The organism is Alteromonas sp. C1M14 (assembly GCF_018860965.1).
In the GTDB taxonomy this organism is placed as follows: Bacteria; Pseudomonadota; Gammaproteobacteria; order Enterobacterales; family Alteromonadaceae; genus Alteromonas.
Genome location: NZ_JAHKQF010000011.1, coordinates 289,892 through 304,457, shown reverse-complemented (window position 1 = coordinate 304,457; position 14,566 = coordinate 289,892). Strand labels below are relative to the sequence as shown.

Here is a 14,566-nt window from a genome sequence, read left to right as displayed (position 1 = left end):
TTTTAATCACTTAACGCCAAAAGGTCTCCCTATGAAAAATTCAAATCTCTTGGGTATCATCCTGCTTTGTACATCATTTTGGGTGTCGGCTTCGGAAGGCTTAATAAAACAAGAAAGTTCTTATTCAGTGGCAGAAACGGCTGATCGTTTCGAAGCCATTGCTAAAGATAAAGGGCTGACCCTATTTGCTCGTATCAATCATCAACAAAATGCAGGTACCGTTAATCTTTCCTTAAGACCCACAGAAGTTCTTATTTTTGGGAATCCAAAGGTCGGTACGCCACTAATGCAATGTGCCCAAGATGTGGCCATTGATTTACCGCAAAAAGTGTTAATAAGTGAAGATGAAAACCACCAAGTATGGGTGTCTTATAACAACCCTGAGTATTTAATGAAGCGTCATAATATTAAAAATTGCGATGCAACAATTAAGAAAATATCAGCGGTACTAAGCCAATTATCCACCGCCGCGGCAGGTCAATGAAATACAAAAGCCTCGTGGTTGAAGACACCGGCTCTCCGGCAACAGAAAAAGATATTGAAGCGCTGGAGAAGATATTAGGAACGGCTTTACCCAATGACTATGTGCAGTTTCTTAAAACGTGTAACGGGGCATACCTAGCCTACGATACGCCAGTAGAATTTAAGGACGGTTCCAGTGAATACCTCTGTTTTTGTGAACTGTACAGTGTTAGCAATGAACTGGAATGGTCGAGTAACCCCTTCGAATTAAAGCAGGAACGTGAACATGGCAGCGCTCCAGCGAATCTACTTCCCATCGCTAGAGACGGTGGTGATAGTCGTTTATTTTTAGATCTTAAACATGATTGTAAAGTGGTTGCTTTCGTACAAGGCCTGCCTGCGTGGACTAAGCTTCGACAGCAAGATGCTTGGATAGTGATCGCTGAATCTTTTGACTCATATCTTGCCAAACTAACTCTTAGTGACCAAACCATTGCAGATCATATTAAGAATTTTAACGTTACAGAGCAAAGTGTTGAGGCTACCTTGGAATGGCTGGATTCTATAGGTCAGCAGTGGCGCACCGATCATCAAGCCTCATGGAATAAACGGGTCCCTTTTCATCAAATTTAAGGGTGATATCACCCTACCCTCTGCTTTCCTGCTCCCTTTTTTCACCTGCCTTCTTAGGCCTATTACGACCTTTTTAAATTATGCATATTAAAACCTTAGATTATATTAATAAACATCAACTAACTTCGGTAATGAATAACACCAAGTGGAATAACGTTGAAATAGCACTAAATGAACGGGAAGATTTTGTGCCCCATGTTCGCTATAAACTCATTTATGAGGATAAGCCAAACGGTTTCACTTCGGTTTGGTGGGACGAACTGCTAGTCATTGCACAGAATATTGAATGGCTGGAGGTACAACCGTTCACACTTGAACGGCGTGGCGCACTGGTGGATGATAAAAAAACAGATTACACTGATTTTGTAAGCTCACAGTTAAAAAAATATGCCATCCCTTATTCTATAGAAGACGGTATGTACAGAATTTGGGGTTATTTGCGAGTGGGTAACCCTGTAAAATTTGTATAACAATGGAAGCGACAACAAGTTAAAACTTTACCGGGCAGGAAAAAACGTTTGTTTCCGCCGAGGAAAGTGAAAAACCAAGCACATTAGGAAGCGCTTAAAATGTCGAGTTTAGTACTATTTGATTTTGATAAAACCATCGTCAGCACGGATACAGGGACTGCATACATGAAGTTTATGTTGCTGCGCAGTCCGTTACGACTTATTGCTTGTTTACTCGCCAGCCCACTCGTACTGGTTTTCTTACCCTTTAATAAAACAAAGTGTATTAGTTTCTCCATTTTATTGTGGCTATTCACAGTGGGCATGCCCTTTAGAAAAGTGGCAACACTGAGATCAAAGTTTATGGCCCGTCATTTGGAAAATACGTCCACAGTAGTTTATCAACATGCCGTAGAGCGCATACGTAAACACGTAAAAAACAAAGACCGAGTAGTGGTTGTAAGTGGTGCGTCCCAATGGATGGTTAAAAAGGTATTTGCTCACTTATCACTGCCCCAGGTTGAATTTGCCTGCTCGCAGGAAACGCGCTTTATAGGCGGTATGATCAGCCGCTTTCATTGTTACGCTGAGAACAAAGTAAAACGCATCAAGCCGTGTTTATCTTTTACCAATTATCAATCGATTATAGGTTACTCAGACAGCGCCGTGGATATCCCTTTATTAGCCCTTTGCACTCATCGCTTTATCGTAAACCCTAAGCCTAACTGCCTAAAGAAACTAACCAAATCTTTCAATCAGTCCATGTCGGTAGTAGATTGGGCTTAATGGCCTACCCCGCCGGATTTGTGGCTGTTTTGTGTTTTGGCTTGGTGATATTCACCGTCATTAACGCCATTATTGCAAAAGTTAAAGCAAAGTGATCCCGCTTTTTAGGTAATAAAACAGGGGCTGGCGTTTTAGCAAAAAGGATTTAACCAAGCAGCATGAAGATCACGAAGAAAAGTCTGGATGACGCCGTTGATAAACACATTATTTCAGCGCAGCAAGCTGAAACGCTGTATCAACATTTAAAGGGTGCACCAAGCACTGGCCCTAGCTTTGATTTTACCCATATACTTTATTATCTAGGCGGGCTGATTGCGATCGGTGCAATGACCCTTTTTATGACCTTAGGCTGGGAAGCGTTTGGTGGCTGGGGGATATTTTTTATTTCACTTGGCTACGGAGCCGTAGGCTTAAAGTTAACCCAGGTGTTCCAAAGCAAAGGTTATGGGATCCCCGCCGGTATCTGCGCCACCTTTGCCGTGGCCCTCACGCCCCTTGCCATTTATGGCTTACAGCAGGGCTTAGGTCTATGGCCTAACTCAAGTACTTATCAGGAATATCATCGATACATACAGTGGCATTGGCTTTACATGGAGCTAGGTACACTGGTCAGTGCCGCCATAGTACTTTGGCGATACAAGTACCCTTTTCTTGTTATGCCCATCGCCGTAACGCTGTGGTACATGTCTATGGATATGGCATCCATGTTACTTGAAGGCCATGGCAGTTATGAACAACGAGGGTTAATCACCATGTACTTTGGTATGGCGATGGTCTGCTTGGCATTTTACGTGGATGTTCGTACAAAGGAAGCCGGTGACTACGCTTTTTGGCTGTACTTGTTTGGTGTTATGGCATTTTGGTGCGGGCTAACCTCACAAGATTCCGACAGCGAAGTCGCTAAGTTTCTTTATTTTTGCACTAATTTACTCATGATAATGGTGGGGGTTGTGCTTATGCGACGGGTATTCGTTATTTTTGGCGCCATGGGAGCCTGCCTTTATGTAGGTTACCTTGCCTTTGATGTATTTAAAGACAGCTGGTTTTTTCCAATCTCCCTCACCTTCATCGGACTTGCTATTATCTATCTAGGGGTACTTTGGCAAAAAAATGAAACGGTGATAACGAAAAAGGTACGCCAACGGCTACCGGCTGCGCTGCAGAATTTCCTTGACTCTAAATCTGTTTAATAACAGACTCAAATTCGTCTTTATTCAATTACGGTGACCTATGAAAACCGTTTTTCGGTACCTTGTCATTTTTGCCCTTTTTGTGGCCGCCATGTCATCTTATAGTTATGGAAATCAAATGGGGATGTTTCTGTTTGTCGTCCTTGGCCTGTTTTTGGAAACCGCATTTTGGTTTAAATTGTTTCCCAAAAAACGGCATCAAACCTCCTAAACCCCCTTTTAAACAAATAGCCCCCATCCCCGGTTTTCTTGCAACAACGCCAGGTTTCCCCCTGAGCGCTTATTGGATAAATGCGCGCATATCCTTTAACAGTTGACTAAAGGCATCTTGATTTACGTACATCATGTGTCCGCCTTCATAGTAGGTCATGGTGATTTGTGAACGCTGAAATCCATGACGGGCAAGGGTATATTCTGCGTCAAAAAATGGCGTAACCATATCGTAGTAACCACTTGCCACCAGCAATTTGAGATCTTTATTTTTGCGCATCTCTTTGCTGAGAATACGGGCCACCTTAATGTACTCAGGCTCCTCATAAACGTTAGGTTCAATAGGCGACCAATCCCAATGTTTACTTACTTCAGGGGAGCTTAGGTAATAGGGCCTTGGCAAGGTAACCTTTAAATCTTGTTGCATGTATTCATTGATAGCCACCGCATAGGCACTGCTTATACTTTGACTGGCTACATCAGTGCTAGGTCGACCGGCAACCTGATCAATTTCTTGTTGCGTATAACGGCCATCTAAAAATCCCACGGTCTTGCCTTCTTCTTTTAACAGGGCTTTGGCAAACCGTCCGGAAAGCACGCGTAAGTCCGAGCGCAAAATATAGTCAGACTCTAGCCCTATAAAGCCAGACATCTTCTGGGCAATCTGCTGCTTTTCTTCATCACTGAGCAAGTTACCTTTAAACAATGCGGGCAAATATTCATCCACCGCAAAGGCTCGGCTTCTATCTAAAAAGGCTGCCAATGGCTCCCCTTGTCCAGCTTTGCCATGGTAGTGAGCAATGGCTGACAGTGTGGGGAAAAAAGTAACAAAGGCTAATAAGTTGTCATCTATAGGAGTGCTGCCGGTGTAATCCATGGCTTGGGAAATCATCACAATTCCATTTAGGGCTATGTCTATGCCGTTCGAGCGCAATGCGTTGGCAACGCCCACAGCACGAGGACTTCCATAACTTTCACCAATTAGGTATTTGGCATCATTCCAACGCTGATGCTGGGTGATCCAGATACGAATAAATTCAGCAATAGAGGTGGTATCGGCCTTTAACCCCCAGTAATCTTCAGGCTTACCATTCCCCACTAAACGGCTATACCCTGTACCAATGGGATCGATAAATACCAGGTCGACCTTGTCTAACAGGGTTTGAGGATTATCCGTTAAGGTGTAAGGCGCCGCCCCATCATCTTCTGAAGCATCGCTGACAACCTTCACAACCTTTGGCCCAAGTAATCCCATATGCAACCACATGGAAGAAGAGCCCGGCCCGCCATTAAAAACAAAAGCCACAGGTCGTGAAGTTCCCTTTTTCACATTCGTGCGGATATAACTGGTAGAAAAAAGGTGCCCTGTTACCTCTCCATCCTTATTGGTTAATGGGGTCTCACCGGCAATAACGTTATAATCGACTTTGATGTCATTAAATTTACCTTTATGACTGCTAGTAAATTCAACTAAAGCCGGCACGGCTTTACCTTTTTCCGATGCAGTTTGGGTTTCTGTTTCAGCGGCTTGAACTCGACTTAATAACAGCACCACCCCAACACAAACCATAAAACAACGCGCCATAGAACACCTTAACTTACTCATTATCCCTGCCTATTAAAATGTCACCGCTTAAAAGCCTTAACAATCTGTTATTTATAACGAATTATCTTGTTATTAAAAATCACATTACTTGCCAACATGCTATTTAGCAAGGCAAAACATCTCCCAGATAAAAAGAAGCGGCTTTATCCTAAATTCGGTAAATATTTTTGTATTTCTTTATTTATTCTACCAATAGTCAAAATACGACTCGTTTTTTAATTAAAAATTGGCACTTTAAACGTTCTGATATAGTGTGGCAGATAATGTTATATTTTCGTAACGTTAATGTTAAGGTAAAAATAATGATTAAAGTCAGTGTAATGTATCCAAATGCTAGCGATGTTAAATTTGACATCGATTATTACTGCAATACCCATTTAGCTATCGTGGAAGAATGCCTTGGTGACGCCTTAAAAGGTGGCAACGTCGATTACGGTATAGGCGGTGGACAACCCGGCGAATTAGCGCCTTTCATTGCCATTGGTCATCTTATTTTTGACTCAGTAGCAGAATTTGAACAGTCCTTCGGCCCCCATGCTGAGAAAATCATGGGTGATTTGCCAAATTTCACCAACGCACAACCTCAGATCCAGATTAGTGAAATTAAAGTTTAGTGTATTTTGCTGGGCTTGAAAGAGCCCTCATTCTGAGAATCTTTATACCTGAATAGGTAAGTAAACAACATTTAAGCCCACTGTTTACCTATTTCTTTTCTATGTAATCACGCCATAACTTGCGCTATATCATTGTCCGAAAATCATTTGTTCGGTACGCTAAATAGCATTATTCAATCAGTTCCGACCTCTTAACGGGCCGTTGAAGTAAAACGAAGCATCGAGCATCTCATGTTATCTGCACTTAGAAAGTCTATACAAAACAAACCTTCCATTCATGATATACAAGCAAACATTCTTGCCGGTTTAACCGTAGGCGTTATTGCTTTACCCCTTTCCATGGCGCTGGCTATTGCTAGCGGCGTTCCCCCCCAACACGGCCTTTACACCGCCATTGTTGCCGGGATCATCATTGCTATTACTGGTGGTTCAAAAGTCAATATTTCCGGTCCCACTGCCGCTTTTGTTGTTGTGTTACTTCCCATTGTTCAACAGTTTGGTATTGGAGGGCTTTTGCTAAGTGGCTGTATGGCTGGATTTATTCTGGTTTTTATGGGGGTTGGCAAGCTGGGGCGGTTGATTGAAATTGTGCCCTACCCTGTCATTATCGGGTTTACTGCAGGCATTGGTGTGGTCATTGCTACCTTCCAAATTACAGATTTTCTTGGGCTTACGGTTGCCCCTTCTGAAGGGCACTATATTGATAAGTTGCTGGCCATTGTTTATGCACTGCCCACGTTAGACTGGCGAGAAACCTTAATCGGTGCATTAACACTGGCCATTTTATTAATTTGGCCTAAGTTTCGTTCAAAAGTCCCCGGCCATCTGGTGGCATTAGTTATTGGGAGTGCAGCGGCCTACTTACTTAGTCAGTTACTACCTGATTTTTCTGTTGCCACCATTGGTTCGCGGTTTTCCTACGAACTGGATGGTGCCACAGGGCAAGGGATCCCTCCCATTTTACCCGCCTTTCAATGGCCTTGGAATTTACCCGGCGCCGATGGTCAACCCCTTGGTTTGAGTTTTGAATTAGTCCGTGAATTATTACCTGCCGCCATCACCATTGCTATTTTAGGATCCTTAGAATCGCTACTGTGTGCCGTGGTATCCGATGGTATGTCTGGGAAAAAACATAACCCTAATGATGAACTTATCGGTCAAGGGCTAGGTAACATTGTCGCGCCGTTATTCGGAGGCATCCCCGCCACCGCTGCCATTGCCAGAACAGCAGCCAATGTAAAATCTGGCGGTAACATGCCTCTGTCGGCAGTTATCCATGCCTTGTTTATCCTTATCAGCATACTCGTATTAGCCCCGGTTTTATCCTATATTCCCATGGCATCCATGGCCGCTTTGCTGCTGGTCGTGGCCTGGAATATGAGTGAAGCAAAACACTTTATCCGCTCTATAAAAGTAGCTCCTAAAGGGGATGTCACGGTACTGCTGCTATGCTTTACCCTTACCGTGTTATTCGATATGACCATTGCCGTTGCCCTTGGGATGGGACTCGCCGCCATATTGTTTATTCAAAGAAGTATTAGTCTGACAGAAGTCGCGGCCCGTGAGCAAAATCATGAAGCCTATGCATTGCCTGACGCCATCATCATTTACGACATCAATGGGCCATTATTTTTTGGTTCTGCACAAAAAGCCCTGAAAACCGTCTCTTCGGTTAGGCCCGAAGTGCAAGTGGTGATACTGGATATGACAGAAGTTACCATGTTAGATATGAGCGCCATGGTAGCCATGGAATCAATTGGCGAAGACTTACAAAAACGCAATACAAAATTAGTTATCAATGGCTTACAACCGCGCATGTTGCTAAAACTTCGACGGGCGGGAATTCGCAAGCAAGTGGGCAAGGTCGCCTTTTCTCGCACCCTAGTCGATGGTGTAAAAACCGCTAATAAGATGCTGGTTTCCCGCCATTAGATCCCTTAAAAAAGGGGTAATATAACCTCGGGCAAACAACGTTAAAGGTAAGCAAGATGTCAGGTATCACAGATTTACGCACACTACTTTGTGCCATGCGTCCCGTATTGCTAGACGATGAATTTGTCTTCTGTACGGTAGAAGCCCCTTTAAGCCAGTATCTCGAACTCAACCCCGTGGCCACCTTCTGTGAACAAGAAGGGCTGACCTTGGTGCTAACAAAAGCCGTTGCCCAAAAGGCGAAACTGGCTTTTTCCGGCAGTTATCGTCAGATCACGCTTACGGTACATTCAAGTTTAGATGGGGTGGGATTAACCGCCGCAATTTCTGCCACCTTAGCGGACAAGGGAATAAGTGCAAATGTGATAGCCGCGTATTACCATGATCATATATTTGTTCCTAGCGACAAAGCTCAGCTTGCTCTTATGTCGCTAAAAGAACTCTCCGTTTCGCAATAATCGAATTTATGTAATAAAGGAACTCACTGTGCTACATCGTTCACAGCTTACGCTACTGCCAACCCTCGCCACTCTTGGCGCCCTTTTGATTGGTGGTTGCGATTCAGATTCCGCAGTGTCCCCTCAACAACCTGAACCCGCTAAGGCTATGGCAGACGCCCCAGGCATCAATATTGCCCTATTTAAAGACGGTGCTTTTATTCAGCCGCCAGAAATAGTTGACTGTGAAACCACCGCAGGCACCAAAACCACCTGTTATAAACTGGTAACCGCTGGTACTCCAGGCACCCGAGCACCGGGCCCATTTTGTCCACGAACCATTAACGATTCAGCAGAAACGGCTGGCGGCTGGTTTAGCAAAGATGGTGAGGGAGAGTTAGTGGATCTCACTGGCAATTTTATTGCCAATTTAAGCACCTATTATGATGATCCGAACTGGAAATTGTACGATCCAGACTCAGGCAAGGTTCGCTATACTGCCACCAAAGAAGCCTGCTTCGGTGCTGCACGCCCCGATGTAGAAGCCCAGTACAAACAAAACTGTATAGAATGTGAAATGGCCTACCTTGAAGAGGATTTCTCGTTAACCTACTTGATCCCCACCACGCCAATACCTGCGAATAAAAATCGTATCGAGCGTGTGCGTACCGCGGGCATTGCCTTAGATGGCGCCGAGTTGGCAGGTCCTGCTCCCGTAAACGATATATTGGGAAGCTACACAATTGCCGCCTTTGATGACTGTGGTGGTCATATTAACGCCCACCAAGGTTACCACTATCATGCGGTAACCGGATGTACCGCCACCGACGTGAATCATGATGGCTACGCGCCTTTAATTGGTTATGCGCCTGACGGGTACGCCATTTATGCAATGCGTGATGCCCAAGGAAATGAAGCAGAATCGTTGGATGAATGCCGAGGAACCAGTGATCCCATTCGTGGTTATCATTATCGCGCAGCCAGCCCCAGTGAAAACATGATCATAGGATGCCTTCATGGTGAGACAGTGCGCCCCGCCGGCATGGCTGGTCCGCCACCGGGCGGTCCACCTCCTGGCGGGCGTCCTCCCTTTGGCGCAGGTCCTCCCCCCGGCGCCCCTGATAACGCACCGTCACACTAGTTATGACTAATCGAGATAACAATGAATTTTAAAGGTCGTCACCAGACAATTTTAGGGCCAAGTGCCGTTGCTTTACTGTTACTACTGATAGCCGGTAAAGCAGCTGCACATGCAGGTCCACTTAACAAGGCAGCCATGGCGGTATGCCAAGAAAAACAGCGTTCCGCATCTTGTCAGTATGAAGGGCATCACAACGACTTATATATTGGTACCTGCCAGTACGTTACCGATGAAGACTTAATATGCGTGAGAAACAAGCCAATTCAGCCCATCGATCCTGATAAAAAAGACACCTCATCTTCCCATGAAAAAACGTCCCCCGTTACTGTTCTCCTACAGCAACCTTAATGCACCGTTTTTGCCGGTTGCAGGAGATACGAGCGAGGCTCCTTACCATCCCGGTGATAACCAAAGTTAGCCAAGGAAGCCTTTACCGTCCAAGCTTTTACAGGCCATAGATAAACCGTGGGGGATAGACGCGAGTATGATGCCTAAATAAGGCCAAGCAATAGTGGGTAGAGAGTTAGCCCTCTACAGGGTAGTATGCCCTTTAGCCAAGCATCCTTTTTATTCGTTATAAAATAACAAGACACAAACTATGAAAATAACTATTGTACGGGCTGACTATGCCGATAAAGCCCACCAAAAAGACATTCCTTTTTTATTAAGTGATTATGCCGCAGATCCCATGGGTGGCGGCGCGCCCTTGTCGGAACAGGTATACAGTAACTTAGTAGCAAAGCTTGCTACGCTTCCTCACGCCTTTAGCGTTATTGCCTATGTGGATGGCCAACCGGCGGGTTTAACCAATTGCTTTGAAGCCTTTTCTACCTTTGCCTGTAAGCCAATTATCAATATCCACGACATATGTGTAAGAAAACCCTTTAGAGGGTTAGGTGTCAGCCAAAAGTTGCTTGAGGAAGTAGAGAAGATAGCCACCCATAAAGGGTGCTGTAAAATCACATTAGAGGTATTAAGTAATAATGTGGTCGCTAAAAACGCGTACCAAAAATTTGGTTTTTCCAGTTACCAGTTAGATCCTGAGGCTGGCGAGGCAGTTTTTTGGCAAAAGTCCCTGTAATGTAGCCATTTTAATTACCTCATTTAGAGCGTTCGCCTTTAATGTTGTAATACCCAATTATCATTGATGACAAGGTGCGTTATGAATAAAAACAACACAGGCTTGCTGATTGTCGATATTCAGGGAAACCTAGCTAGGCAAGTACATGATAGCCATGGGTTTATAACGCGTTGTGAAACATTAATTAAAGGGGCGAAAATACTGGGGCTTCCCATTATTATACTGGAACAAAACCCGGAAAAACTGGGCTCTACCATCGAAGAGATCCGGTTACTTTTACCGGATCAACCCCGCCTAGCCAAGTACACCTTTGATGGTTGTTTGTCAGACTCGTTAATGGAAGCGTTGCAATTTACCGAAGTAGAAAACTGGCTAGTTTGCGGTATCGAGGCCCATGTATGCGTATATCAAACGGCAAAAGGAATGGCTAAAGCTGGGCTGGATGTCCATATGGTTTCCGACTGTATTGCCTCTCGCAGCGCAGAAAACCATGCCTTAGCCATCAGCAAGTGTTCAGCATTAGGGCTTTCTATTACCGGCTTAGAAATGTGCCTATTTGAACTCGTAAAAGACTGCCGTGCTGACGAATTCAAACCCATACTCATATTGATAAAATAAACCCGGTAAACGGGTCTATCATAACGAGTAATTGGCAATTTAAGCGCTAACATCATTAGTCGAAAGTTTAAAAGGTTTGCCATTGATCTGATAAATTATTCTCGCGTAACATATCTTCTATTGATGATAAGCGAAGGATAGATAATGAAAAAAGCAATGTTAGGATTAGTCGCGGTGTGTTTCGCCCTTGCCGGTTGTGCGCCAGAAGTGGGAAGCAAAGAATGGTGTGCACAATTAAAAGAAAAACCTAAAGGTGATTGGACTGCAAACGAAGCCACCGATTTTACCAAACACTGTATTTTCCCTAGCAACGATTAGCCTATCTTAAGGTTATAGACGCAAAGCCAGCAAAAGCCGCTTTGCGTCTTTCTATCCTCTCTTTAAGTTACTCTAACTCACGTTATCCCCCACTGAATATAAGCGGCACAGTTTATGAATACACCCGCTACTATTTCCCTATTAATTAAGGAACACTCTTGCTCCGGCTTATCTTTTTTCCTCTGCCAACCCGTATTCACCGCCTTTCAGATACGATGTGCGGTATGCCTAACTTTCGTTTTTCCTCAATACTGGTGTCGCATTTTTGATACACGAAAATAATGACGTCGAGCTAGCTAGCGGAAATTACTGGGATAATAACCCCGTCAATTACAGGAAGCACAATGGCGCAAATTAACGTTGTTGAAGGCGATATCACTCAATTTGAAGTCGATGCTATTGTTAATGCGGCCAACCCTACTTTGCTAGGAGGCGGCGGTGTGGACGGCGCTATTCATCATGCAGCAGGCCCTCAGTTATTCGACTACTGTAAAACGTTGGGGGGATGTGAAACCGGCCAAGCCGTACTGACGCCGGGGTTTGAACTCAATGCTCCGTACATCATCCACACAGTAGGCCCCATTTGGCGAGGCGGATTTAATCAGGAAAGTGCATTATTAGCGAAGTGCTACCGAAACAGCTTAATCTTAGCGGCGCAGAATAATATCAAGAGTATTGCTTTTCCTGCTATCAGTTGCGGCATTTATGGTTACCCTGTGCGGGCTGCCTGCGAATTGGCATTAGGCACAATTCGAACCCATGCTAGTGGTCGACACCTGCCGGAAAAAATCTACTTGGTGTGCTTTGGCGATGATGTTTTATCTGCATATCGTGGGCTTATCGGCTAAATTTACATATCATTCACACACTGACTACTTTAAGATTGCAATTTGTAAAGCAAACTTACCAACGCTGGCCATAGCTAAGCGGGTTCCTTTCTCGTCCACAGGTACATTGTAGGAATTTGTTCGTATAATGCGCCCTTAGCGATGAGGAGATTTCCTGTGCAAAAAGCCAATCACAGTATTATTGAAGACATCTTTGCCTTAATAAGTGCCGGATTGTTTGTTGCATTCGGTATTTACCTGTTTCAGTCTCAGGATCTCATGATTGGCGGTGCCGCCGGCATAGCATTGCTTGCAACTTACGCATTTTCCGTCGATTTTAGTGTTTTGTTTTTTCTCATCAACCTGCCCTTTTATGTGCTGGCGTGGACACAAATTGGTAAGCGCTTCACCATTAATACCTTTATTTCTGTGACTACAATTTCGGTGCTTTCAAAGTTCATACCTAGTGTGGTGAACATTAATCAGGCCGATCCGCTATTCACCGCCGTGTTTGGCGGTATTCTTATTGGCGTAGGCATGCTGATCATGTTTAGGCACAGCTCCAGTTTGGGCGGCATGGGGATTCTGGCGTACTTTTTACAACAAAAATACGGTATTCGCGCCGGCTTTTTACTGTTAACCCTCGACGGCATCATTCTTATGTGCTCCCTTACATTATTGAGCATTCCCCTCGTTTTGCTGTCGATTCTGGCTGCTTTTTGCTTAAATATGGTACTGTCGCTGAATCACCGTCCAGAGCGCTATACCCTTCGTGGACGACAAAAAAACACTGACCCCGAACAGACCAATACTTCCCGCCCACTTTCGCCTCAGCAGCAAAGCTAAAGCAAGGGCTTTTTCTCTGGGTTAGACTGCCTAATACGCTAAGTAAATTCACTCACCTTGTGGCACAATATGACCAAGGATAGGTACGAAAGAGAGGAGTGGTGGGATTGAAAGCAACCATCAAGGATGTGGCGAAACTTGCAGGGGTCTCCTTTAAAACGGTTTCCCGGGTTATCAATAACGAATCAAACGTTAAAGCTGAAACACTGGAAAAGGTTCAGCACGCCATTAATACGTTAAATTATCAGCCCAATCAAGCAGCTAGGAACTTAGCCGCAGTGCAGTCCTACGCCATCGGGTATGTCTACGATAATCCAAATGCGTATTACATTATTGATATGCAAAAAGGGTTGTTAGAAGCCTGTCATGAACGCAACTATGAATTACTTATTTATCCTTGCGATGCTTCAAAGTCGAATATTGCCCATACTCTATTGGGGATGATTTCCCGCTCTAAATTGGCAGGCTTGGTGTTGTCACCTCCCCTTTCTGAAATGCCCGAGGTATTGGCCCAAATTGCGGAATCAGGGGTCCCATTTGTGGGCGTGGTTTCTGGCGACGCTCCGGATATTCCCCAAGGGCGCTGGGTATGTATTGATGATAGGCTAGCGGCAGAGCGTATCGTAGACCACCTGATTGGCTTAGGGCATAAACGTATTGGCTTTTTATCCGGCGATCATTCTCACCGCTCTACCCTTGAACGGGAGCAAGGATATCTTGATGCTTTGGCAAAGCACGGTCTAGCTAACGATCAAGCCTTACGCTTCAATGGCCAATATGCGTTTAATAGTGGAGTGGCAGGCATGAAAACACTACTGTCATTACCAACACCGCCCACTGCCGTTTTTGCCTGTAATGATGAAATTGCCTCTGGAGCACTATTTCATGCCCGCTTGCATGGGCTAAATGTGCCTCAACAACTTGCTATTGCTGGTTTTGAGAATAGTCCGTTTTCATTGCAAACCTGGCCGCCGATTACCACTGCAGCGCAACCCACCAGCGATATTGCGAAACAAGCCGGTGACTTACTAATTAGTACGATCCAAGAGCGCCGCACCCATAAAGACAGAGAAAAACCCAAAACACCTCGATATTTCTGTCCAGAATTAATTATCCGTGATTCAACGGGAAAATAGGCAGTAAAAAAGAAAAGCCAAGCCCTACATTCAGCTAGGCTTGGCCATTGTGTTTACTTTTTCTTTTTCGCAGGCTTGCTAGGTTTTGATCGTACAGGTCTGCTAAAAGCACCAGGGTTAACTCTGGTTCGAGCAAAGCTTGTTCGCATAATGATCCTTAAGACAAATGCGTGAGGATGACCTCACAGGTTGAAGATAAACACGAGACAGTGCTTGCAACCTGATTGAAATACTTTATTCTAAAAAAAAATAAAAGTAAGAATAAACAGTCTAGTAGAAA

The 14,566-nt window shown here is 44.5% G+C and carries 17 protein-coding genes; 16 read left to right on the top strand and 1 reads right to left on the bottom strand.

Annotated features, from left to right (window positions below; all coding sequences use genetic code 11):
* Positions 1-31 precede the first annotated feature (31 nt).
* The 5 genes from KO501_RS10900 to KO501_RS10880 all read left to right on the top strand — a co-directional run bounded on the left by KO501_RS10900 (position 32) and on the right by KO501_RS10880 (position 3,520).
* The gene (locus tag KO501_RS10900; RefSeq protein WP_216029699.1) at positions 32-484 is read left to right on the top strand and encodes a DUF302 domain-containing protein; all 453 of its coding nucleotides are present in this window, start codon (positions 32-34) and stop codon (positions 482-484) included.
* Positions 481-1,095, top strand: coding sequence for an SMI1/KNR4 family protein (locus tag KO501_RS10895; RefSeq protein WP_216029698.1), 615 nt, complete (start codon positions 481-483; stop codon positions 1,093-1,095). Before KO501_RS10900 ends, KO501_RS10895 begins: the two co-directional genes overlap by 4 nt.
* A gap of 80 nt (positions 1,096-1,175) precedes the next feature.
* Positions 1,176-1,565: a DUF6678 family protein gene (locus KO501_RS10890; protein ID WP_216029697.1), complete on the top strand. Its 390-nt coding sequence runs from the start codon at positions 1,176-1,178 to the stop codon at positions 1,563-1,565.
* A gap of 99 nt (positions 1,566-1,664) precedes the next feature.
* Positions 1,665-2,330 (top strand): HAD-IB family phosphatase, encoded by a 666-nt coding sequence (locus KO501_RS10885; protein WP_216029696.1) that lies wholly within the window; start codon positions 1,665-1,667, stop codon positions 2,328-2,330.
* A 158-nt stretch (positions 2,331-2,488) separates the two neighbouring features.
* Complete coding sequence (locus KO501_RS10880; protein WP_216029695.1) at positions 2,489-3,520, top strand: DUF2157 domain-containing protein; 1,032 nt, start codon at positions 2,489-2,491, stop codon at positions 3,518-3,520.
* Positions 3,521-3,800: 280 nt separating this feature from the next.
* Here KO501_RS10880 and KO501_RS10875 read toward each other — a convergent pair whose 3' ends face one another.
* Positions 3,801-5,315, bottom strand: coding sequence for a serine carboxypeptidase (locus tag KO501_RS10875; RefSeq protein WP_216029694.1), 1,515 nt, complete (start codon positions 5,313-5,315; stop codon positions 3,801-3,803).
* 323 nt (positions 5,316-5,638) lie between these two features.
* On the opposite strand from KO501_RS10875, the gene KO501_RS10870 reads away from it, so the two are divergent.
* From KO501_RS10870 to KO501_RS10820, 11 genes are all read left to right on the top strand, one after another.
* On the top strand, positions 5,639-5,950 hold the full coding sequence (locus KO501_RS10870; RefSeq protein ID WP_216029693.1) for an EthD family reductase: 312 nt from the start codon (positions 5,639-5,641) through the stop codon (positions 5,948-5,950).
* A 231-nt stretch (positions 5,951-6,181) separates the two neighbouring features.
* Positions 6,182-7,882 carry a C4-dicarboxylic acid transporter DauA gene (gene dauA, locus KO501_RS10865; protein ID WP_216029692.1) on the top strand — a complete coding sequence of 567 codons (1,701 nt, stop codon included), beginning with the start codon at positions 6,182-6,184 and terminating at the stop codon, positions 7,880-7,882.
* Between the two features lie 56 nt (positions 7,883-7,938).
* Positions 7,939-8,340 (top strand): ACT domain-containing protein, encoded by a 402-nt coding sequence (locus KO501_RS10860; RefSeq protein ID WP_216029691.1) that lies wholly within the window; start codon positions 7,939-7,941, stop codon positions 8,338-8,340.
* 28 nt (positions 8,341-8,368) lie between these two features.
* Positions 8,369-9,460, top strand: a complete 1,092-nt coding sequence (locus KO501_RS10855; RefSeq protein ID WP_354667826.1) for a YHYH protein — start codon at positions 8,369-8,371, stop codon at positions 9,458-9,460.
* 21 nt (positions 9,461-9,481) lie between these two features.
* Entirely contained in the window at positions 9,482-9,808 is a 327-nt protein-coding gene (locus KO501_RS10850; RefSeq protein ID WP_216029690.1) for a hypothetical protein, read from the top strand.
* Between the two features lie 250 nt (positions 9,809-10,058).
* Positions 10,059-10,541 carry a GNAT family N-acetyltransferase gene (locus tag KO501_RS10845; protein WP_216029689.1) on the top strand — a complete coding sequence of 161 codons (483 nt, stop codon included), beginning with the start codon at positions 10,059-10,061 and terminating at the stop codon, positions 10,539-10,541.
* A gap of 81 nt (positions 10,542-10,622) precedes the next feature.
* Positions 10,623-11,159, top strand: a complete 537-nt coding sequence (locus KO501_RS10840) for an isochorismatase family protein (protein WP_252728333.1) — start codon at positions 10,623-10,625, stop codon at positions 11,157-11,159.
* A 144-nt stretch (positions 11,160-11,303) separates the two neighbouring features.
* Complete coding sequence (locus KO501_RS10835) at positions 11,304-11,477, top strand: DUF3012 domain-containing protein (protein ID WP_216029687.1); 174 nt, start codon at positions 11,304-11,306, stop codon at positions 11,475-11,477.
* Positions 11,478-11,821: 344 nt separating this feature from the next.
* Positions 11,822-12,325 carry an O-acetyl-ADP-ribose deacetylase gene (locus KO501_RS10830; protein WP_216029686.1) on the top strand — a complete coding sequence of 168 codons (504 nt, stop codon included), beginning with the start codon at positions 11,822-11,824 and terminating at the stop codon, positions 12,323-12,325.
* A 156-nt stretch (positions 12,326-12,481) separates the two neighbouring features.
* Positions 12,482-13,150, top strand: a complete 669-nt coding sequence (locus KO501_RS10825; protein ID WP_216029685.1) for a YitT family protein — start codon at positions 12,482-12,484, stop codon at positions 13,148-13,150.
* Between the two features lie 101 nt (positions 13,151-13,251).
* Complete coding sequence (locus tag KO501_RS10820) at positions 13,252-14,286, top strand: LacI family DNA-binding transcriptional regulator (RefSeq protein ID WP_354667825.1); 1,035 nt, start codon at positions 13,252-13,254, stop codon at positions 14,284-14,286.
* Positions 14,287-14,566 lie beyond the last annotated feature (280 nt).

Bases quoted from the DNA above. Each gene is read 5' to 3' on its own strand.
- KO501_RS10845 (WP_216029689.1), top strand. From the start codon at position 10,059: ATGAAAATAACTATTGTACGGGCTGACTATGCCGATAAAGCCCACCAA.
- KO501_RS10880 (WP_216029695.1), top strand. From the start codon at position 2,489: ATGAAGATCACGAAGAAAAGTCTGGATGACGCCGTTGATAAACACATT.
- KO501_RS10850 (WP_216029690.1), top strand. From the start codon at position 9,482: ATGAATTTTAAAGGTCGTCACCAGACAATTTTAGGGCCAAGTGCCGTT.
- KO501_RS10875 (WP_216029694.1), bottom strand. From the start codon at position 5,315: ATGGCGCGTTGTTTTATGGTTTGTGTTGGGGTGGTGCTGTTATTAAGT.
- KO501_RS10835 (WP_216029687.1), top strand. From the start codon at position 11,304: ATGAAAAAAGCAATGTTAGGATTAGTCGCGGTGTGTTTCGCCCTTGCC.
- KO501_RS10870 (WP_216029693.1), top strand. From the start codon at position 5,639: ATGATTAAAGTCAGTGTAATGTATCCAAATGCTAGCGATGTTAAATTT.
- KO501_RS10830 (WP_216029686.1), top strand. From the start codon at position 11,822: ATGGCGCAAATTAACGTTGTTGAAGGCGATATCACTCAATTTGAAGTC.
- KO501_RS10895 (WP_216029698.1), top strand. From the start codon at position 481: ATGAAATACAAAAGCCTCGTGGTTGAAGACACCGGCTCTCCGGCAACA.
- KO501_RS10840 (WP_252728333.1), top strand. From the start codon at position 10,623: ATGAATAAAAACAACACAGGCTTGCTGATTGTCGATATTCAGGGAAAC.
- KO501_RS10860 (WP_216029691.1), top strand. From the start codon at position 7,939: ATGTCAGGTATCACAGATTTACGCACACTACTTTGTGCCATGCGTCCC.
- KO501_RS10885 (WP_216029696.1), top strand. From the start codon at position 1,665: ATGTCGAGTTTAGTACTATTTGATTTTGATAAAACCATCGTCAGCACG.
- KO501_RS10890 (WP_216029697.1), top strand. From the start codon at position 1,176: ATGCATATTAAAACCTTAGATTATATTAATAAACATCAACTAACTTCG.
- dauA (WP_216029692.1), top strand. From the start codon at position 6,182: ATGTTATCTGCACTTAGAAAGTCTATACAAAACAAACCTTCCATTCAT.
- KO501_RS10900 (WP_216029699.1), top strand. From the start codon at position 32: ATGAAAAATTCAAATCTCTTGGGTATCATCCTGCTTTGTACATCATTT.